General features: G+C 60.9%; 17 protein-coding genes, 2 tRNA genes and 1 pseudogene. 15 read left to right on the top strand and 5 right to left on the bottom strand.

The genetic code is table 11. The features are described 5' to 3' along the window. From MHY87_RS14270 to MHY87_RS14255, 4 genes and pseudogenes are all read left to right on the top strand, one after another. Positions 1–361, top strand: a pseudogene (locus tag MHY87_RS14270) (calcium-binding protein); the annotation flags it as partial. A gap of 185 nt (positions 362–546) precedes the next feature. After that, entirely contained in the window at positions 547–2,265 is a 1,719-nt protein-coding gene (locus MHY87_RS14265) for a glycosyltransferase family 39 protein (RefSeq protein ID WP_239352701.1), read from the top strand. Positions 2,266–2,302: 37 nt separating this feature from the next. Beyond that, the gene (locus MHY87_RS14260; RefSeq protein ID WP_239352698.1) at positions 2,303–3,034 is read left to right on the top strand and encodes a glycosyltransferase family 2 protein; all 732 of its coding nucleotides are present in this window, start codon (positions 2,303–2,305) and stop codon (positions 3,032–3,034) included. A 13-nt stretch (positions 3,035–3,047) separates the two neighbouring features. Then, the gene (locus MHY87_RS14255; RefSeq protein ID WP_239352696.1) at positions 3,048–3,392 is read left to right on the top strand and encodes a lipid-A-disaccharide synthase N-terminal domain-containing protein; all 345 of its coding nucleotides are present in this window, start codon (positions 3,048–3,050) and stop codon (positions 3,390–3,392) included. Here the strand turns inward: MHY87_RS14255 and metC are convergent. After that, positions 3,389–4,570 (bottom strand): cystathionine beta-lyase, encoded by a 1,182-nt coding sequence (gene metC / locus MHY87_RS14250; RefSeq protein ID WP_239352693.1) that lies wholly within the window; start codon positions 4,568–4,570, stop codon positions 3,389–3,391. The two genes, MHY87_RS14255 and metC, sit on opposite strands and share 4 nt — an antisense overlap. 226 nt (positions 4,571–4,796) lie before the next feature. Between metC and MHY87_RS14245 the strand changes: the two genes are divergently transcribed. The 4 genes from MHY87_RS14245 to MHY87_RS14230 all read left to right on the top strand — a co-directional run bounded on the left by MHY87_RS14245 (position 4,797) and on the right by MHY87_RS14230 (position 9,308). Next, positions 4,797–5,816 carry an amino acid ABC transporter substrate-binding protein gene (locus MHY87_RS14245; protein WP_239352691.1) on the top strand — a complete coding sequence of 340 codons (1,020 nt, stop codon included), beginning with the start codon at positions 4,797–4,799 and terminating at the stop codon, positions 5,814–5,816. Between the two features lie 165 nt (positions 5,817–5,981). Then, complete coding sequence (locus tag MHY87_RS14240) at positions 5,982–7,184, top strand: amino acid ABC transporter permease (protein WP_239352688.1); 1,203 nt, start codon at positions 5,982–5,984, stop codon at positions 7,182–7,184. A gap of 9 nt (positions 7,185–7,193) precedes the next feature. Next, entirely contained in the window at positions 7,194–8,513 is a 1,320-nt protein-coding gene (locus MHY87_RS14235; RefSeq protein ID WP_239352686.1) for an amino acid ABC transporter permease, read from the top strand. Between the two features lie 6 nt (positions 8,514–8,519). Further along, entirely contained in the window at positions 8,520–9,308 is a 789-nt protein-coding gene (locus MHY87_RS14230) for an amino acid ABC transporter ATP-binding protein (RefSeq protein ID WP_370644938.1), read from the top strand. Between the two features lie 61 nt (positions 9,309–9,369). Here the strand turns inward: MHY87_RS14230 and sseA are convergent, their stop codons facing one another. The 4 genes from sseA to MHY87_RS14210 all read right to left on the bottom strand — a co-directional run bounded on the left by sseA (position 9,370) and on the right by MHY87_RS14210 (position 12,736). Further along, the gene (sseA, locus tag MHY87_RS14225) at positions 9,370–10,224 is read right to left on the bottom strand and encodes a 3-mercaptopyruvate sulfurtransferase (RefSeq protein WP_239352682.1); all 855 of its coding nucleotides are present in this window, start codon (positions 10,222–10,224) and stop codon (positions 9,370–9,372) included. Positions 10,225–10,266: 42 nt separating this feature from the next. After that, complete coding sequence (locus MHY87_RS14220; protein WP_239352680.1) at positions 10,267–10,989, bottom strand: alanyl-tRNA editing protein; 723 nt, start codon at positions 10,987–10,989, stop codon at positions 10,267–10,269. A gap of 69 nt (positions 10,990–11,058) precedes the next feature. Beyond that, on the bottom strand, positions 11,059–12,534 hold the full coding sequence (locus tag MHY87_RS14215) for a deoxyribodipyrimidine photo-lyase (RefSeq protein WP_239352677.1): 1,476 nt from the start codon (positions 12,532–12,534) through the stop codon (positions 11,059–11,061). Positions 12,535–12,661: 127 nt separating this feature from the next. Further along, positions 12,662–12,736, bottom strand: a tRNA-Asn gene (locus MHY87_RS14210). A 200-nt stretch (positions 12,737–12,936) separates the two neighbouring features. Between MHY87_RS14210 and MHY87_RS14205 the strand changes: the two genes are divergently transcribed. From MHY87_RS14205 to MHY87_RS14175, 7 genes are all read left to right on the top strand, one after another. After that, positions 12,937–13,010, top strand: a tRNA-Cys gene (locus tag MHY87_RS14205). 24 nt (positions 13,011–13,034) lie between these two features. Beyond that, positions 13,035–13,697 carry a protein-L-isoaspartate O-methyltransferase gene (locus tag MHY87_RS14200; RefSeq protein ID WP_239352675.1) on the top strand — a complete coding sequence of 221 codons (663 nt, stop codon included), beginning with the start codon at positions 13,035–13,037 and terminating at the stop codon, positions 13,695–13,697. Positions 13,698–13,941: 244 nt separating this feature from the next. Next, entirely contained in the window at positions 13,942–15,312 is a 1,371-nt protein-coding gene (locus MHY87_RS14195; protein WP_370644937.1) for a TolC family outer membrane protein, read from the top strand. Positions 15,313–15,431: 119 nt separating this feature from the next. Then, on the top strand, positions 15,432–16,001 hold the full coding sequence (locus MHY87_RS18860) for a PopZ family protein (RefSeq protein ID WP_370644936.1): 570 nt from the start codon (positions 15,432–15,434) through the stop codon (positions 15,999–16,001). 191 nt (positions 16,002–16,192) lie between these two features. Beyond that, positions 16,193–18,901, top strand: coding sequence for a valine--tRNA ligase (locus tag MHY87_RS14185; RefSeq protein WP_239352671.1), 2,709 nt, complete (start codon positions 16,193–16,195; stop codon positions 18,899–18,901). A gap of 35 nt (positions 18,902–18,936) precedes the next feature. Further along, complete coding sequence (locus tag MHY87_RS14180) at positions 18,937–19,437, top strand: Panacea domain-containing protein (protein WP_239352669.1); 501 nt, start codon at positions 18,937–18,939, stop codon at positions 19,435–19,437. Positions 19,438–19,455: 18 nt separating this feature from the next. Continuing rightward, complete coding sequence (locus MHY87_RS14175) at positions 19,456–20,166, top strand: hypothetical protein (RefSeq protein ID WP_239352667.1); 711 nt, start codon at positions 19,456–19,458, stop codon at positions 20,164–20,166.

The following is a 20,166-nucleotide window of genomic DNA, read 5'->3' as shown; positions in this document are numbered from 1 at the left end:
TCGCCTGTACGGCCTCGAGGGAAGCGATGTCTTGGCGGGCGGGGCGGGCAAGGATGTGTTCATCTTCAACACACCACCGAAAAGGACCGATGTCGATCGCATCGCCGACTTCTCGGTCCGCGACGATAGGATCTATCTGGAGAATGCCGTGTTCACGAAGCTTTCCAAACCGGGAAAGCTCCCGGCCTCGGCCTTTTGGACCGGAACGACGGCGCATGACCGGTCGGATCGGGTCATCTACGACAAGGGGACCGGGGCGCTCTATTATGACCCCGACGGGACCGGTAAGGCGCCCAAGGTCATGGTTGCCTGGCTGGACAAGAAGCTCAAGCTCACGGTGGACGACTTCCGCATCATCTGAGCCATCCGGCTCAGCTTGGCATCCTTAAGCGAGGCCCCAGGCAGAATCGTCTTGTCGGGCCGGAAGGAAGGTGCGGCAGCAGGCCATTTGCTGCAGATTTGACTTCCCGATGGGTTTGGGGGACACCACCGCCTTCGCGGGGATGCGTCCCGCCCAGAATGGTGTCCGCACAAGGCATGTCATCGATGGACGGTTCCGTCGCCCAGCAGAATCTATCCCTGCGTCGTCTCTCGGCGTCGCGTCTGGCGAGCTTCATGGAGCGCAGCCATGCGCGGCTTTGCGCCGTGCTCGTGCTGCTGTCGCTGGCCTGCTTCCTCCCGGGCTTCTCTACTCTCCAGCCCATGGACCGGGATGAGCCGCGCTACGCCCAGGCCTCCAAGCAGATGCTGGAAACCCACGATTTGGTGGATGTGCGCTTCCAGGATGAGGCTCGGTACAAGAAGCCGGTCGGAATCTATTGGATGCAGAGCGCCAGCGTGGCCATTGGCGAAGCCTTGGGTGTTCCCGAGGCCCGTACCACCATCGCGCTCTATCGCCTTCCATCCCTGTTCGGCGCCATCGCGACGGTTCTGCTGACCTATTGGGCGGCCCTGGCCTTCTTCGGGAGGCGAGGGGCATTCCTGACCGCGGCACTCATGGCGACCTGCGTCATCCTCATGGTGGAGGCGAGGCTCGCCAAGACCGATGCCATGCTGACAGCCTGTTCCGTGGCCGTCATGGGCGGTCTCGCGCGGGCTTACTTGAGCCGTGGGGCAGGGGTCTTGCCCAGGCGCGCGCTCATCATCTTCTGGACGGGCTTTGCCCTCGGCGTCCTTATCAAGGGGCCCCTGATCCTGATGTTCGCAGGCCTCACGGCAGCCGTTCTCTCCTACAAGGAGCGGTCGGCTCGCTGGCTGCTCACCTTGAGGCCCTGGCTCGGCTTGGCGTTCACGCTGGCTGTCGTGCTGCCCTGGTTCATCGCCATTGCCATCAAGAGCGGCGGCGCCTTCTATTCGCAGGCTGTGGGTCACGACATGCTCGGCAAAGTCGGCACGGCCCAGAAGTACCATTGGGCTCCGCCCGGCTTCTATCTGCTGTCCTTCTTCGCCACCTTCTGGCCCGGCGCCATCCTGGCCGCCATCGCGGTGCCCTTCGCTTGGATCCATCGCAAGGAGGAACAGGTTGCCTTTGCCCTGGCCTGGATCGTTCCATCCTGGCTGATTTTCGAGGCCGTTCCGACCAAGCTGCCGCATTACACCATGCCGTTGTTCCCGGCCGTGGCGATCCTGACGATCATGGCGATCTCCCGCCATTTCGTTGGGCCGCACCGGCCTCTGGCGAAGCTGTCGACGGTGCTCATTCCCTTCATTCCGGTGGGGCTCACCATCGGTCTCGCGGCGGTGAACTGGTCCTTCGACGGCACGCTGCCCTACCGGGCGCTTCCCGCCCTGGTGGCCGCCTCCGTGATTGCTCTGTATGGCTGGTGGCTGTTCATCAGGAACCGCATGCTGAGCTGCCTCTGGGCGGGCTTCATCTCGTCCGTGTTCCTGGCTATCGGCGTGTTCGGTTTCGCGCAGCTCGACCTGCGGTCCCTCAAGATCTCGCAGAATCTCGCGGAGACGGTCCAGAACTTCCCGAGCAGCAAGGTCAGCGTCGGCACCCTCGGCTATCGCGAGCCGAGCCTGGTCTTCTTGGTGGGAACCCATCTCGCCATGCTCGATACGGGAGCTGACGCCTCCGCCTTCCTGAAGAACAATAGCTGCGCCATCGTCTTCGTCGACAAACGCTTCGAAAACGACTTCCGGGCGGAGAACGAGCGTCTCGGCCTGAAGCCTGCCCTCTCGACCCGCGTCACGGGTTTCAATATCAACAGCGGACGGCGTGTCGATATCGGCGTTTATTCCGACAATGCCGGTTGTCCGTGATTTCTCTCAAGAGGGGGCCCGCAGGGGCCCTTGATCGATGAACGACTTAAACCCGGCTCCGCGCCTCAGCGTCGTAGTGCCCGTCAAGAACGAAGCCTTGAACATCCTTCCTCTGGTGGAGGAGATCGAGCGCGCCTGTGCGCCGGTCGGCCCATTCGAGGTGATCTATGTGGATGACGGCTCTACCGATGACACTGCCAATCGGGTGTTGGCTGCTCGCGCCACGCGGCCCTGGCTTCGCCTCGTCCGTCACGAGGTGAGCTGCGGGCAGAGTGCCGCCGTGCGCACCGGCGTTCATGCGGCGCGGGGACCGATCATCGCCACCCTCGACGGTGACGGGCAGAACGATCCGGCCTTTATTCCGCAGATGGTCACGGCCCTCGACGATCCCACCGTCGGCATCGTTGCCGGCCAGCGTCTCGGACGCAAAGGCGCAGCCAAGCGCTGGCAGTCGAAGATTGCCAACGGCGTGCGCGGCCGCGTACTGAAGGATGGCACGCGCGATACGGGCTGCGGGCTTAAGGCCTTCCGGCGCGATATCTATCTGCGCCTGCCTTATTTCGACGCCCTGCATCGCTTCATGCCCGCCCTGGTCAAGCGCGAAGGCTTTTCCATCGCCCATGTGGACGTGGTCGATAGGCCGCGCCATGCGGGCCAATCCAATTACGGTCTCTTCGACCGTCTGTGGGTCGGCATCCTCGACCTTGCCGGCGTGTGGTGGCTGATCCGCCGCCGTCGCCGCGTCCCCTCCGCCCAAGAAATCCTCTGACGGAAACTCTCCGATGCTGATGCGCCTGTCCCACGATATCGGGTTGTTCTTCTACGATATCGTCGTTGCCCGCTTCGACCTCTGGGCCGCCTTCGGCGTGCTGGCGCAATTCGTCTTTGGCGCGCGCTTCATCGTGCAATGGATCGCGAGCGAAAAGGCGGAAAAGAGTGTCATTCCGATGGGCTTCTGGGTGCTGTCCATCGTGGGGGGACTCATGACGATGGTCTATGGCTTCGTGCGCCGCGACATCGTCATCATCCTCCCCCAGATGCTGTCGATCTTCATCTATGTCCGCAATCTCATGCTGATCGCGAAAGACAAGAAAAAGACCAAGGCCCAAGCCGAAATGCAGACCTAATCGGTTTCCCGCAGACGCCTGAAGCCTTCATCGAGATCCCGCTTGAGGTCTTCCACATCCTCGAAGCCGATATGGAAACGCAAGGCGTGCCCGCCCGGCTCCCATTTGGTCGCGGTGCGGTAGCTCGCGCAGTTGAATGGAATCACGAGGCTTTCGAAACCGCCCCACGAATAGCCCATTCCGAACAGCGCCAGGCCGTCGAGCATGGCGGCGAGCGCCTTGTCCGAGCAGGGCTTGAGGATGATCGAGAACAGGCCTGACGAGCCTTTGAAGTCGCGCTTCCAGATCTCGTGGCCCTTATAGCTCTCCAGTGCCGGATGAATCACCTCGGCTACCTCAGGGCGACCTGCGAACCACCGGGCCATCTCCAGGGCCTGCTTCTCATGCTCGCGCAGGCGGATCGCCATGGTGCGAAGGCCTCTCAGCCCAAGGAAGACGTCCTCCGGGCCGGGACATGAGGCGAAGGCCTCGTAAGCGGCGCGGAGATCCTTGAAGCAGCGCTCATTGGCCGAAACCATGCCGAGCAGCAGATCCGAGCCGCCGCTGAGATACTTGGTGCCGGCTTCGATGGCGATGTCGACGCCGCGCTCATGGGGCGGGAAGAGCAGGGGCGTCGCCCAGGTGTTGTCCATGAGGACCACCGCTCCATGACGGTGCGCCACCTCGGCGATGGCGGGAATGTCCTGCATCTCGAGAGATTGCGAGCCGGGGGCTTCCGTGAAGACAGCGGCCGTGTTCGGGCGCATCAACGATGCGATTCCGGCTCCGATTGACGGATCGTAATAGGTGGTTTCCACACCAAATTTCTTGAGCATTCCCTGGCAGAACTGCCGTGTGGGCAGGTAGACCGAATCCGTCATGAGCAGATGGTCGCCGGCCTTGAGGCAGGACATGAGGGCTATCGTGACGGCAGCAAGTCCCGATGGGGCGAGCACGGTCCCGGCGGCTCCGGTCAGTTCCGTCCAGGCCCGTTCGAGCGCTTCGGTGGTCGGAGTCCCCTTCGTTCCATAGGAATAGCGCCCGCGACGGTGCAGGAGATCGTCCGTATTCTGGTACAGCACCGTCGATCCGCGATAGATCGGCGTGTTCACGAAACCGTGCTGTTCAAAGGGTTCGCGGCCCGCATAAACGAGGCGGGTGCGCTCCGCGAGGTCGGTCGGCTTGGGAGTCTTGGACATCGGCTCAGGGACTTTCTGAATGGGGCTTGATCTGAGGCTCCGGCGCGCGCGCCGTCAACCCTCCTGGAAAAAGCGTTCCATCAAGACTTGACCAGTGATCAATCATGGAATGTGATGGATCCCGATACCGACATCGACCGATGCGGTGTGGAACGGTCTGACCGTGGCTCGGCTGGGGGAACAAGAACAGGCGAGCCGATTGGAACTATTGGGAGAATAAACCAGCATGAAAAAGGCTCTCGTAGCGATTGCCTTCGGCCTGACGGCCAGCGTTTTCGCAACCGGCGCTTCCGCGCAGGCAACGCTCAACAGCGTGAAGCAGAAGGGCTTTCTGACCTGCGGCTCGAACACCGGTCTTGCCGGCTTCGGCCTGCCGGATGCCCAGGGCAACTGGACTGGCCTCGACGTGGATCTCTGCCGCGCCGTGGCGGCCGCCATCTTCGACGATCCGACCAAGATCCGCTTCATCCCGCTCGCCGCGAAGGACCGCTTCACCGCGCTCCAGTCGGGCGAAGTGGACGTGCTGTCCCGTAACTCGACGATGACGATGTCGCGCGACACGCAGCTCGGCCTCGACTTCCCGGCCATCAACTACTTCGACGGCCAGGGCTTCATGGTCCGCAAGAAGCTCGGCGTTTCCTCCGCTAAGGAGCTGAATGGCGCTTCCATCTGCACCCAGCAGGGCACCACCACCGAGCTCAACCTCGCCGACTACTTCCGTGCCAACAACATGAAGTACGAAGTGGTGGCTTTCGCGACCTCGGATGAGACCTTCAAGGCTTATGACGCCGGCCGCTGCGACGCGTTCACCACGGACGCTTCGGGCCTCTACGCTGAGCGTCTGCGCGCTTCGGCTCCGGACGATCATATCGTTCTGCCCGAGATCATCTCGAAGGAGCCGCTTGGCCCGGCAGTCCGCCACGGCGACAACCAGTGGGGCGATATCATCCGCTGGACGCACATGGCCATGCTGAATGCTGAAGAACTCGGCGTCACGAAGGCGAACGTCGATCAGATGAAGACCTCCGACAATCCGGAGATCAAGCGTCTGCTCGGCACCGAGGGCAAGTACGGCGAGGCCATCGGCCTGACCAACGACTGGGCCGTGCGCATCATCAAGCACGTGGGCAACTACGGCGAAGTGTTCGAGAAGAACGTCGGCGAAGGCTCCAAGCTGAAGATCAAGCGCGGCCAGAACGCTCTCTGGACGAAGGGCGGCCTGCAATACGGCATCCCGGTCCGCTAATCGGATCTTTTGACGAAGGGGAGCGCCCGGAAATCGGGCGCTCCTCATAACAATGAAAAATGCCGTTATAACGATAAAAACTGCCGCTCGTTCATGGCAGCGACAATTGCATGAACACGGGGGAGGACGGCCTCAAGAACCAGCCGTCAGAGGGAATACAGTTCAGTGCAGACCGTTGTCAGTCAGACATCGCCACCCAAAAAGTCGTTTCTCTACGACCCGAAGGTCCGTGGGATTTTCTACCAAGTCCTTCTCGTCGTCATCGTCGGCTACCTGTTCTACGTAGCTGCGACCAACGCCATCGAGAACCTGCAGCGGGCGAAGATCGCCTCCGGGTTCGGCTTCCTCAACAACACGGCAGGCTTCGACATCAGCCAGTCGCTGATTCAGTTCAGCGCGGCAGGTTCGACCTACGGCGATGCCTTCATTGTCGGCCTGCTCAACACGCTTATCGTTTCCGCCATCGGCATCTTCTTCACGACCATCCTCGGCTTCCTGATCGGCATTGCGCGCCTGTCCAAGAACTGGATGGTGGCGAAGGTCGCCATGGTCTACGTGGAGACGCTGCGCAACATCCCGCTCCTGGTGCAGCTGCTGTTCTGGTACATCGCGGTTCTCGGACCGCTGCCGCAGCCACGCAATTCGCTGGAGATGGGGGCGGGCTTCTTCCTGAACTCGCGCGGCTTCTTCATGCCTCGCCCGATCTATGCCGCTGATGTCTGGGCGATTCCGGCCGCGCTGCTGATCGGTCTCATCGGCACCTTCATCTACCGTCGCTGGGCCAAGGCGCGTCAGGTAAAGACCGGCCAGCAATCGCCCGTCGGCCTCGTGACGCTCGGCCTCGTGCTCGGCCTGCCGATCCTGACCTGGATCGTGCTTGCCGTCGTCGGCGCCAACCCGATCAGCTTCGAATTGCCGAAGAAGGGCACGTTCAATCTGACCGGCGGCATGCAGATCCTGCCGGAGTTCGTGGCCCTGCTGCTTGGCCTCACCACCTATACGGCGGCCTTCATCGCCGAGGTGGTCCGCGCCGGCATCCTTGCCGTTTCCAAGGGGCAGTCCGAAGCTGCAGGCTCTCTTGGCCTCACGCCGGGGCAGACCCTTCGTCTCGTGGTTATTCCACAGGCGATGCGCGTCATCGTTCCGCCGCTGACGAGCCAGTATCTCAATCTGACGAAGAACTCCTCGCTGGCGGTCGCCATCGGCTATCCCGATCTGGTGCAGGTGTTCATGGGCACCGTGCTCAATCAGACCGGTCAGGCCATCGAAGTCATCGTCATCACCATGGGCGTGTACCTCACGATCAGCCTGCTGACCTCGGCCGTGATGAACATCTACAACCGCCGTGTGGCGATCGTCGAACGGTAAGGACATCCGATGAGCACTACCGTCGATTTTCCCCATTTCGTGCAAGCCAAGCAGGTGGAGGCTCTGCCTCCGCCGAGCCTGTCGCGCGGCCCCATCGCCTGGATTCGGGAAAACCTGTTTTCCGGTCCCTTCAACACCATCCTGACCCTGGTGGTGTTCTATCTTCTCTATGTGAGCGTCCCGCCGCTTATGAAGTTCCTCTTCATAGACGCGGTCTGGACCGGCACGGACCGCGCCGCCTGCCGCGCCGATATGGGCGGCAGCGAAACCGGAGCCTGCTGGGCCTTTATTCGCAGCAAGATCAGCTATTTCACTTATGGCTCCTACACCATCTCGGAGCGCTGGAGGGTCGATGTCTTCTTCGCCCTTCTGGCCATCGGCGTGGGTTGGCTTTTGTGGCTGAAGGCGCCTCGGCGCGATCTGGGAGCGATCTACTTCTTCTGGCTGTTCCCGGTTGCGTCCTACATCCTGCTGACCGGCGGCAATGCCGATTTCAGCGGCCGTTTCTGGCTCGGCTTCCTGATCTTCGGCGCTCTGCTGATCGCGCTCTTCGCTTTCGTGGCGGTGATCCTCAAGGCATCTTTGCGCCCGGCTCTGATCATCGGGGGCGGCATCGTCGGCGTGATCGGGATCACGCTTGCCCTGGTGGACATGGATTTCGGTCTCGCGCACGTGCCGACCGCTCTCTGGGGCGGCATTCTCGTGACGCTGCTGGTGGCGACAGTGGGCATCGTGTTCTCGCTGCCCTTCGGCATCCTGCTTGCGTTGGGCCGCCGTTCGAAGCTACCCATCGTGCGGATGGCCTCGGTGATCTTCATCGAGTTCGTGCGCGGTGTGCCGCTGATCACCGTGCTCATCATGGCCAACACCATGCTGCCGCTCTTCCTGCCCGGCGACATGACGGTGGACCGCCTGATGCGTCCGCTCATCGGCACGGCCTTCTTCGCCTCCGCCTACATGGCCGAGGTGGTGCGCGGCGGCCTTCAGGCCATGCCGAAGGGCCAGTATGAGGGAGCGATGTCGCTCGGCCTCAACTATCCGCAGATGATGATCCTCATAATCCTGCCGCAGGCACTGCGCATCGTGATCCCGGGCATCGTGAACACCTTCATCGGCCTGTTCAAGGATACCTCCCTCGTGGCGATCGTAGGCATCTTCGATCTCGTGAAGACCATCGAGGCCTCCCGCATCGATCCCAACTGGGCGGCCCCCAGCATCGGTCTCACGGGCTATGCCTTCGCAGCCCTGTTCTACTTCGTCTTCTGCTTTGGCATGTCGCGGTACTCGCTCGGCGTCGAGCGGCGCCTCGCCTCAGGTCACAAGCGCTAAAAATTCATGGCAATGACAATGACAGCACAAACAGTCCAGACCGCCGCAATCGACCCGAAGGCAGAAGCCGCCATCCAGCTGATCGACGTGCACAAGTGGTACGGCGAGTTCCACGTCCTGCGCGACATCAACCTCAATGTGCGCCGTGGCGAGCGCATCGTGATCTGCGGGCCTTCGGGCTCCGGCAAATCCACGATGATCCGCTGCATCAACCGCCTGGAAGAGCACCAGAAGGGCCGCATCATCGTCGACGGCACGGAACTCACCAACGACCTCAAGCGCATCGACGAGGTGCGCAAGGATGTCGGCATGGTGTTCCAGCACTTCAACCTCTTCCCGCATCTCACGATCCTCGAGAACTGCACACTCGCGCCGATCTGGGTGAAGAAGATGCCCAAGAAGGAAGCGGAAGAGGTCGCGATGCACTACCTGAAGCGGGTGAAGATTCCCGAGCAGGCGAACAAGTATCCCGGCCAGCTCTCGGGCGGTCAGCAGCAGCGCGTGGCCATTGCTCGCTCGCTCTGCATGAGCCCCAAGATCATGCTGTTCGATGAGCCCACCTCCGCGCTCGACCCCGAGATGGTGAAGGAAGTTCTCGATACCATGGTGGGCCTCGCGGAAGAGGGCATGACCATGCTCTGCGTGACCCACGAAATGGGCTTCGCCCGCCAGGTCGCCGACCGCGTGATCTTCATGGATTACGGACAGATCGTGGAAATGAACACGCCCGACGAGTTCTTCAAGAACCCGCAGCACGAGCGCACCAGGCTCTTCCTCTCGCAGATCCTGCACTAAGCGGATCGCTGACATGCAAAAGGCCCCGGACATTCCGGGGCCTTTTCTTTGTCGAAAGAGATCAGGCTTTCTTCGCCGGTCCCGTTTCGAGCGGCAGATCGTCCCGCGCGCCCCATTCGGCCCAGGATCCGTCATAGATCGCCTTGATGGGATGGCCTGCCACTTCGAGGGCAACGCCCAGGATGGCCGCCGAGACGCCGGAGCCACAGGTGGTGATTACGGGCTTTTCAGCGTCTATGCCCGCTTCCTTCAGGGCCTGCTCTACACCCGCCTTGTCCTTGAGCTTGCCGTTTTCGATGATCGCGCCGAAGGGCAGGTTGAGACTACCTGGAATATGGCCGGAGCGAAGGCCGGGGCGTGGCTCGGGCGCTTCACCGCGGAAGCGCTCCGCCGGGCGGGCATCCACGACCTGTGCTGCCTTCGCGCGAAGGGCATCCTGAACCGCAGCCGCGTCGGCCACGACGTTCGGGTTGAAGGACGGCTTGAAAATCCTCGGCTCGCGCTTCCTTTCCGGTCCGGTCTCGATGGGACGGCCTTCCGCCTTCCATGCGGGGAAGCCGCCTTCGAGGATCGAAACATTCTTCGCGCCAAAGACCTGGAAGGTCCAGCGCACGCGCGGCGCAGAGAAAAGGCCCGCGCCGTCATAGACGACGATGGTGGTATTCTCGTCGATGCCCATTTCCCCGGCGATCTTCGCGAAAGCCTCGGGCGAAGGCAGCATATGGGGCAGGGAGGACGACGTGTCCTTCACCGTATCGATATCGAAGCGCAGGGCACCGGGAATGTGGCCTGCCAGGAACTCGGCTTGGGGATCGCGGTTCTGTGTCGGCAAATACCAGGAGCCGTCGATGATCACGACATTCGGATCGTCCAGGTGCTCCTGCAATCGTGCGGGCGAGACGAAGAGCTGGGACATGAGAATGCTCCTGATGATCGGTGCTTTGAAAAGATAGTGCGCTCAATCGACGAGGGACAGGCGAACGCGGCGGTTCTGCTTACCCTTCTTTTCGATGTCGGTGATCGTGGCCCGACCGATCTCCCCGGTGCGGCGTACATGGGTGCCGCCGCAGGGCTGCAGGTCGATGCCTTCGATCTCCACCAGCCGCACCCGGCCCGAACCGCGTGGTGGCTGAACGGACATGGTTTTCACGAGCCCGGGATTGGCATCGAGCTCCTCGTCCGTGATCCAGCGATCCGTGACGGGTGCGTCCCGCGCGATCAGCGCGTTCAGCTTGTCGGTGAGTTCTGCCTTGTCGAGGCCCGCATCGGGAATGTCGAAATCGAGCCGCCCGTCGCCGTCGCTAATCGCGCCGCCGGTGACCGGGTAGGGCAGCACGACACTTAAGAGATGAAGCGCCGTGTGAACGCGCATGCGCTTGAAGCGTCGTTCCCAATCGAGCTGTAGCTCGACGCTCTCACCGGGAGTTAACCGCGCGACCGCTTCCGCTCCGACGAGGTGCAGGACCTGCGAACGGTCGGGACCATAAACCGTATTGGCAATCTCGATCCTCTCTCCATCGGAGCGCACGAGCGCGCCCACATCGCCGGGCTGCCCGCCGCCCTGGGTATAGAACACCGTGCGGTCGAGAACGACGCCGCCTTCCGGCGTCACAGCGAGAATCCTCGCCGTGCAGGAGCGGGCATAAGCATCGTCGCGAAACAGAAGAGCAGTGGCTGTCATGGTCATTCCAAAGGGCAGGGCGCAGAAGCGGCTCCGCATGAAGAGCGCCGATGCTGACGGAAAGCAGCGCTATCGGTCAAGTTCTGTGCCGTACTCGCCGTCTCGCAGGCTGCGGAAGGCTGCAAGCGCACGCTCGCGCGCCGGACCATGCGGGACGATGGGGCCCGGATAGGTTTTGTCGAGCTCGACGCCTGCATCTTTCAGAACGGAAGCGGGAGCATCCCAAGGCTTGTGGATGAAATTGGCCGGAACGCCAGCAAGTTCCGGCACGAAGGTGCGCACATAATCGCCCTTGGGGTCGAACTTCTCGCCTTGCGTGACCGGATTGAAAATGCGGTGAAAGGGGGACGAATCCGGTCCTGATCCCGCAATCCACTGCCAGCTGAAGGCGTTGTTCGCAGGATCGGCATCCACCAGCGTGTCCCAGAACCACGCCTCGCCGTGACGCCAATCGGTGAGGAGGTGCTTCACTAGGAAAGATGCCACGATCATCCGCACGCGGTTGTGCATCCATCCCGTGCGCCAGAGCTGACGCATGCCCGCATCCACGATGGGATAACCCGTGCGGCCTCTCTGCCAGGCCTTGAGATTTTTCGGATCATTGTCCCACGGAAATTTTGCGAACCGAGGAGCATGAGATTTTTCAGGCAGATGTGGATAAACGTGCAGAAGCTGATAGCTGAAATCGCGCCAGACCACCTCGCTCAAGAGTTTCTGCGCATCCGGAGCAAGCTCGGGACGCTCTCCGACGAGGTGAGAGACAGCACGCCAGACCTGACGCGGGCTGATCTCACCGAATCTGAAGTGCGGCGACAGGCGCGATGTGGCGTCTCGCGCGGGGGCATCGCGTCCTAGCGCATAGCCCTGGAGGCTGCCCTCGAGAAAATCGATCAGCCTTTGTCGCGCATTCCGTTCGCCGGGCTGCCATGTGCCGCCGAATTCGGTAGCCCAGTCGGGATTCGTTGGTCTCAGTCCAAGACCTTCGAGATCGACGCTAAGAGCGGTCATTCCCTTGGACCATGGGGTGCCGGGAATCGTTCGCGGGGCAGGGCGAGGCGCTTCGACCGGCCGAGCCAGGACAGCTCGGAGGTAAGGCGTGAAGACCTGAAAAGGCTTGCCGGCTTGGTTGAGCACCTGCCAGGGCTCGTTCAGAAGCCGTCCGTTGAAGCTCTGTACGCTAAGCCCTCGATCCGTCAGCCGTTTCTTGATCGTTGAATCGAGGGCGATCTCGGCAGCGGCATAGCGGCGATTCCAGAAAATGGCGGATGCGCCTGTGGCGGAAATCACAGCTTCGATGGCTTCCAGCGCAGGCCCGTGCAGCAGCAACAGGCGGGAGCCAGCCTTCCGCAGCGATTCGTCCAAGGCTTTGAGCGAGCCGTGAAGCCACCAGCGGGCAGCGGCGCCCATGGGGCGCAGGCCATCGGCCGCATTCTCTAGGATCGTCAGGCAGATAACCGGGGCGCCCGTTTCAATGGCGGCGGCCAGGGCAGGATTGTCGCCCAAGCGGTAATCGTCACGAAACCAGACCAGAACGGGGGAGGCCACGCGGATTCTCCTTGGGACGCAGCACGAACGGCGACTGCCATGCTTGAAAGCTATGCAGCACGAAAACGCCCGCGCCAAGGAGCGCGTTTGAGAGAGAAAACCTGTTTGTCAGGAAATGTGGGAAAGTTGGCTCCGGCGGTAGGATTCGAACCTACGACCAACGGATTAACAGTCCGCTGCGCTACCGCTGCGCCACGCCGGAATAAGCCATACCTTCGGGAGACTTTCGCCTCTCTTCGCCGGGACTGCCGGAGCAGCTCTCGTCGGCGACGGTGCGTGGCATATAACACGAGTTTTGCGGGGTGCAAGCCCCTTTCGTGAGTGATCTCACAAAACCGGCTGTTGCTCTTTGGAAAGGCCCTTGCTATGGAGCCCCTGCCGCGTTCGCGGTACGCCCCGGATGGCCTCGTGGCGGAGTGGTTACGCAGAGGACTGCAAATCCTTGCACCCCGGTTCGATTCCGGGCGAGGCCTCCAAGTCGAACTCTAAAGGCAATCTTCATGGTCGATTTCTCGCAAGCGCGCCGGATGATGGTTGATAGCCAACTGCGCACTTTCGATGTGAACGACATTCCGCTGCTGGACGCCATGGATAGCGTTCCGCGCGAGATGTTCGTTCTGCCGGGCCGCGAAGAGCTTGCCTATATAGATCAAGACATTCTGATCAGCGACGGCGCTGATCGCCGCTATATGCTTTCCCCCATGAACCTGGGCCGCATGATCCAGGCTCTCGAGGTCGATGCAGGCGAGAAGGCGCTGGATGTGGCCTGCGGCCGAGGTTATGCCGCTGCCGTGCTTAGCAAGCTCGGCGCCCAGGTCACGGCCCTCGAAGTGGACGGGGCCCTTGCAGCTGAGGCCCGAAAGAGCCTCGCGGCCGCTGGCGCAGGCGGCGTGGAAGTGGCTGTCGGCTCTCTCGACCAGGGCTATTCAGGCCACGCCCCTTATGACGTTATTCTCATCAACGGTGCCGTCGATGCGCGCCCCGAGGCGCTGCTGAAGCAGCTGGCCGAGGGCGGACGTCTGGTATGCGTGAAGGGCCGTGGGCGCGCTGCCCGTGCAACGCTCTATGTGCGCTCGGGCGATGCCTTCGGTGCGCGGACCCTGTTCGATGCGGCAGCCCCCGTGCTTGCCCCCTTCGTTCAGGAGCCGGGCTTCACGTTCTGAATTCTTTCTAAATCCTTAATTTCCTTTGCGAATAGTGTCGCTTTTTTGCGGCACCTCTCCACTAAAATTGTGCAATCGGCAGCGCGTTGTTGCCGACTCATCCTTCATGGGTATTGTTGCGCTTTGAATCGTGTGTGTCTTGTGAATCGGTTTTCGATCGCGAGTATTGGTATTTAGGGGCCGTAGGCAGGTGAGCGTGAGCGGGAAACAATCCAGTCAGAAATATCGCATGCTCCTTGGGGTCATGACCTCTGCGTTCGTTCTCGCGGGGGCGGGCGGCGTTTCTGCTGAGACGCTCGAAAGCGCCCTGGCTAAGGCTTACGGCAACAATCCCAGCCTGAACGCTCAGCGCGCCAATGTTCGCGCGACCGATGAGAATGTCGCCCAGGCCAAGTCCGGCTATCGCCCCGTGATCACGGGTACGGCCGATGTCGGCCGCACTTTCTCGCAATATGACGACCGCCGGCCGCCCAATCCTATCTTCGGGGGCGGCGGAGAAGAGATTACGCGCCGCACGCCTCGCGGCTATGGCGTGGAACTCAACCAGTCGATTTTCAACGGATTTCGCACGGATAATAGCGTGCGCAGGGCTGAGTCAGGCGTTCTCTCCGCCCGCGAGGATCTGAGCAATACCGAGCAGAATATCCTCACCTCCGCAGCCACCGCCTACATGAACGTGCTGCGCGATACCGCCATTCTCGATCTTCAGCGCAATAACGTCGAGGTGATCGACGAGCAGCTGCGCCAGACCCGGGATCGCTTCAATGTCGGCGAGGTGACACGCACGGACGTGGCCCAGGCGGAATCGCGCCTTGCGGCGGCCCGCTCCGAGGCAAGCCAGGCCGAGGCGAACCTGCGGGCCAGCATTGCGCAGTATCGTCAATATATCGGCGTCGAGCCGCAGCAGCTGGCGCCGGGGCGTCCGCTCGACAAGCTGACCCCGCGTTCGGTCAACGATGCGCTCAAGGTCGCATTCGGCGAGCATCCGGCGATCAAGGCTGCCCAGCATGCCGTGGACGCCGCCGAGCTGCAGGTGAAGATCGAGCAGGGCGCTCTTGCTCCGCAGGTCGGCGTTCGCGCCTCCGTTGCCCAGCGATACGATGTGCAGGGTGTCAACGACGAAGCTCTCCAGGCTTCCGCCGTGGCCACTCTGTCGGTTCCGATTTACGAAGGCGGCCAGGCCTATGCGGCGACCCGTCAGGCCAAGGAACAGGTGGGCCAGGCTCAGCTCCAGGCCGATTGGGTGCGCGATCAGGTCCGCGCCGCCGTAGTCTCCACTTGGGGCGCTCTTGAAGCTGCTCGCGCGCAGATCCAGGCCGCCCAGGCCCAGATCGATGCGGCCGAGACTGCTCTCAGCGGCGTGCGCGAGGAGGCCCGTGTGGGCCAGCGCACCACCCTCGATGTGCTGAATGCCCAGCAGGAGCTTCTCACGGCCCGCGTCAACCTGATCCAGGCTCAGCGCGACCGTGTGGTGGCCTCCTACCAGCTCGTCCAGTCCATGGGACGCCTGACATCTCGCGCCTTGGGCCTGGCGGTAAATCACTACAATCCCAAGATCCATTACGATCAGGTCAAAGATCTTTGGATCGGGACATCCACCCCGGATGGTCGTTGATAAGTTACGGGGCCAGGACGATTTAGTTCTGGCCCCGCTTGTTTTATATAGTTTTGCGTAAATACTAAAAACATTCGCAAGAATGAGATTCTAAAAACACAATTTTACTGGGTGGGGCTATGGGTTCGATGAACCTGAAGGTCAATGAACCATCGATGGAAGATATTTTAGCTTCCATCCGTCGAATTATTTCGGACGATCACGAGCCGGCGCATGAAGCCTTCCAGGAGCTGGAGCCTTCGCCATTAAGGACGGTCCTGGACATTGCTGAGCGCCACGTATCGTCCAGCTTTCATCCAGAGCTTCGGACTGAGGCGGCCGACGAGCGTTCTTTCAGCCAGGAAGAGTCCTTCCAGGATGAGGGCTCCATTACCCGTCTCGTGGAAAGTTATGAAGCCAAAGAGCCTGCTCGCCCCCTTGCGGCGGCAAAGGTTCAGGCATCTCAGGCTTACGCCCAGCCTTGCGAGCGAAATCCAGGTGAGGCGATGATGTCCCACAAGACGGAGGATGTCGTTTCTGAAGCCTTCAGTCGGCTGAATTCGATCCGCGCGGCGAGCCAGTCCCCGACCGTCGAGGAACTCATGAAGGAAATGCTCCGGCCCATGCTCAAGGCGTGGCTCGACGAGAATCTTCCCAGCCTCGTGGAGCGCCTGGTACAGGCCGAAATCGAGCGGGTGACCCGAGGCTGAAGCACTTCCGGTGCGGGAATGCCGTTTCGAGCTCAAAAAGCGCGGTGCGGCTAAGGCAAAAGCCGTCTCCCCATCGGGGGAAATGCCTCTTGGGGGCAAGTTTTTCGTCCATCGGTTGACTTCCCTCGATCCGTCCGGTTTGTAGCCCTCTTGCTCGCGCGTTTGGCGCGCCAACTGGCCGGTATCGCATCATGATGGACAAGACGTTCGACCCCGCTTCCGTCGAAGCACGCATCACCACTCGTTGGGAGGAGGCCGAGGCCTTCAAGGCCGGACGGCCGGATCGCAAGGGCGCGGACCCCTATACCATCGTCATCCCGCCGCCGAACGTAACGGGCTCGCTCCATATGGGGCACGCCCTCAACAACACGATCCAGGACATCCTCTGCCGCTTCGAGCGCATGCGGGGCAAGGACGTACTCTGGCAGCCGGGCATGGACCATGCGGGCATCGCCACGCAGATGGTGGTGGAGCGCCAGCTCATGGAGCGCCAGATCCACCGCCGCGATCTCGGGCGCGAGGAATTCATCAAGCGTGTCTGGGAGTGGAAGGACCAATCCAGCGGGAGGATCAAGTCTCAGCTCGATCGCCTCGGCGCTTCCTGCGACTGGTCGCGCGAGCGCTTCACCATGGACGAGGGCTTGTCCGAGGCCGTGCTGAAGGTGTTCATCGACCTCTACAAGCAGGGCTTGATCTACAAGGACAAGCGCCTCGTGAACTGGGACCCCAAGTTCCAGACCGCGATTTCCGACCTCGAGGTGATGCAGGTCGAGGTGAAGGGCAGCCTCTGGCACATCCGCTATGCCATTGAGGGCATGCCTGATCGTTCGATCACGGTTGCCACCACGCGTCCGGAAACGATGCTGGGCGACGTGGCGGTTGCCGTTCACCCGGAGGACGAGCGCTACAAGGACCTCATCGGCAAGTTCGCCATCCTGCCACTGGTGGGACGTCGCATCCCCATTGTCGCCGACGAATACTCGGACCCTGAGAAGGGCACGGGCGCGGTGAAGATCACGCCTGCGCACGACTTCAACGATTTCGAAGTCGGCAAGCGCCACAAGCTGCCGCTCATCAACATCTTCGGTTTGGAAGCGCAGCTCACGCTTGCCGGCAACGAAGCCTTCCTCGAAGGCATTCAGCAGAGCGACGATCTGAAGGCCGTGATGGCTCTCGACGGCCTTGACCGTTTCGAGGCGCGCAAGCGCATCATCGCGATGCTCGAAGAGCGCGAGATCCTCGTGCAGATCGAGCCGAACACTCACATGGTGCCGCACGGCGACCGCTCGAACGTCGTCATCGAGCCGTATCTCACGGATCAGTGGTACGTGAATGTGAAGCCGCTGGCTGATCGCGCGCTCGCCGCCGTGCGCAACGGCAAGACCAAGTTCGTGCCGGAGAACTGGGAGAAGACCTACTTCCAGTGGCTCGAAAACATCGAGCCGTGGTGCATCTCACGCCAACTCTGGTGGGGGCATCAGATCCCGGCCTGGTACGACGATCAGGGCAATATATTCGTCGCGCAGACGGAGGACGAGGCGAAGGCAGAGGCCCGCGCCAAGCACGGCAAGGACGTGGCGCTGACGCGTGACGAGGACGTGCTCGACACCTGGTTCTCCTCCGCGCTGTGGCCATTCTCGACCCTCGGTTGGCCGGAGAAGACGCCGGAGCTCGGACGCTATTACCCGACCAACACGCTGGTTACGGGCTTCGACATCATCTTCTTCTGGGTCGCCCGCATGATGATGATGGGCCTGCACTTCATGGACGAAGTGCCCTTCGACACGATCTACATCCACGCCCTCGTTCGCGACGAGAAGGGCGCGAAGATGTCGAAATCGAAAGGCAACGTCATCGATCCGCTCGATGTCGCGGAGCAATACGGCGCGGATGCGCTACGCATGACGCTGACCTCGATGGCGGCCCAAGGCCGCGACATCAAGCTGTCGGTCCAGCGTGTCGAGAACTACCGCAACTTCGCGACCAAGATCTGGAACGCCGCGCGCTTCGCCGAGATGAACGAGTGCAAGCGCGTTGCGGGCTTCGATCCGAAATCGGTGAAGGAGACGCTCAACAAGTGGGCGCTCAGCGAATGCGCGAAGGCGATCAACGAGGTTGCCGCCGGCATCCAGGCCTATAAGTTCAACGAGGCGGCGGGTGCTGCCTACCGCTTCGTGTGGAACGTGTTCTGCGACTGGACGCTGGAGCTTTCCAAGCCCGTGCTGCAGGGCGCGGATTCCCCTGCCAAGGACGAGACCCGCGCGACCATCGCGTTCATTCTCGACGAGATCTGCAAGCTCCTGCACCCCATCATGCCCTTCCTCACGGAAGAGCTTTGGGAAGTGAAGGGACAGGAAGGTCCGAAGCGCGAGCAGATCCTGGCTCTCAGCTCCTGGTCGAACCTCGATCATCTCATCGATGGTCAGGCCGAGGCCGAGATCGGTTGGGTGGTGGACCTCGTCAACGAGATCCGCTCCGCCCGTTCCGAGACGAACGTGCCCGCCGGCGCGCAGATCCCGCTCGCGCTCGTCGCGTCTTCCGCAGACGTGAAAGCTCGTGCGGATCGCTGGGGCGATATCGTGAAGCGCCTCGCGCGCATTTCCGACATCTCGTTTGCCGACACCGCGCCGAAGAGCTCGATCCAGCTCCTCATTCGCGGTGAAGTGGCGGCCCTTCCGCTGGAAGGCGTGATCGATCTTGATGCAGAGCGCGCCCGCCTTGCCAAGGAAATCCAGAAGCTCGATGCGGAGGTCGGCAAGATCGACGCGAAGCTCGGCAATGCGGATTTCATCAAGCGCGCGCCGGAAGAGGTCGTCGACGAGCAGCGCGAGCGCCGCGAGGAGGCTCTCGCCCGTAAGGCGAAGATGGAGGAAGCTCTAGGACGGCTTTCTGCAGTTTAACTTGCGTTTGTTCTTGTTTTGTTCCAGGGTGCGGTATGCACGACGCAAGAGCAATAACTAATTTCTTCCTTGAAAAGGCATGGGCGTCTCAGGCGCCCATAACCATCATGACTTTGCTAAAGGTGCTTTACTTTGCACATGCTTGGTATTTGGCAAAAACAGGAAAAGCGCTTGTGGGGCAACCCTTTGAGGCCTGGAAACATGGGCCTGTTAGTAGGGTTGTCTATGAACAATATAAGAATTATGGAAGTAAGCCATTAGATAAGAAGGCCGTTTCTTTTGATCCTTCTGCTTTGAAATATGTGGAGACGCCATATTTTATTGATGGGGAATTAGAAGATTTTCTGAATTCGGTATTTGAATATTACTCAAAATTCCATCCCTATACTTTGTCAGATCTTACTCATGAGAAGGGTGCGCCGTGGGATCTTGTCTGGACAGAGGCTCAGAATCGAGCCGTTCCGGGGATGGTAATACCGAACGAACTTATCAGGTCTTGGTTTCTCAAGCGTGACAACTTATATCCTATCAACTAGGAATAAGGACCCTGCCACATGAGCTTTCGCCTACCGACGCCACCTGTTCCCGATCTTGCTAGAGCAAAGGGAGGCTCGGTTGACGAGTTGGTAGAGTGGCTGATTGGGTACTTCAACACTACTGGTGCTCGATTTAACTATCGAAGCGGTGTCAGGTCTATCAAGACTGCCTACAAAGGCCTGCACGACCTGAAGCAATTGCTCGCAGGATGTGAGGTCGAAAAGACCAAAATTGGGCGCCTTGCCAACACTAGCTTGGTCGAGCACGTTGCGCCTCTCGCATTTGGGAGAGCTACCCAGGTATTTGACTTGCCTGCTCGAAAGTTCCCATTCGGTCGAGATCGATTTGCTGCCTACCGTGTACCATTCTTCTTCGTAGAAAATGGGGTGATCAAGCTTTACTACCTTCAGCCGCGGAAGGGGGTAGGCTTGTCCTATGGTGAGCTTTGCATGGTTGCGAGCATCCATAAGTCATATCTCATCGACACAGAGTTCTTTGGTCAGGAATGCGATCTGGAAGTTGTAGATGCGAGCGCTCCGCTAGGGGGAAAAGATAGAGTCATTCAGAAATATAACCTTTCTGAACTCGATCTTTGGGAACCTGAGCGTATTTCCCGACGTCTGAGCTTAATTGCAGAAGCCCTAGATTTGGTTGAAGCAAGTGGTCGAGTTGAGCCGCGTCGCCGTCATACGGTCAACCCATCAAAAGATATGCCACTGTTTGATTGA

Origin of the sequence: Microvirga sp. ACRRW, from assembly GCF_022346925.1 — a bacterium.
Lineage (GTDB): Bacteria > Pseudomonadota > Alphaproteobacteria > Rhizobiales > Beijerinckiaceae > Microvirga.
This window is presented reverse-complemented; position numbering and strand designations above follow the sequence as displayed.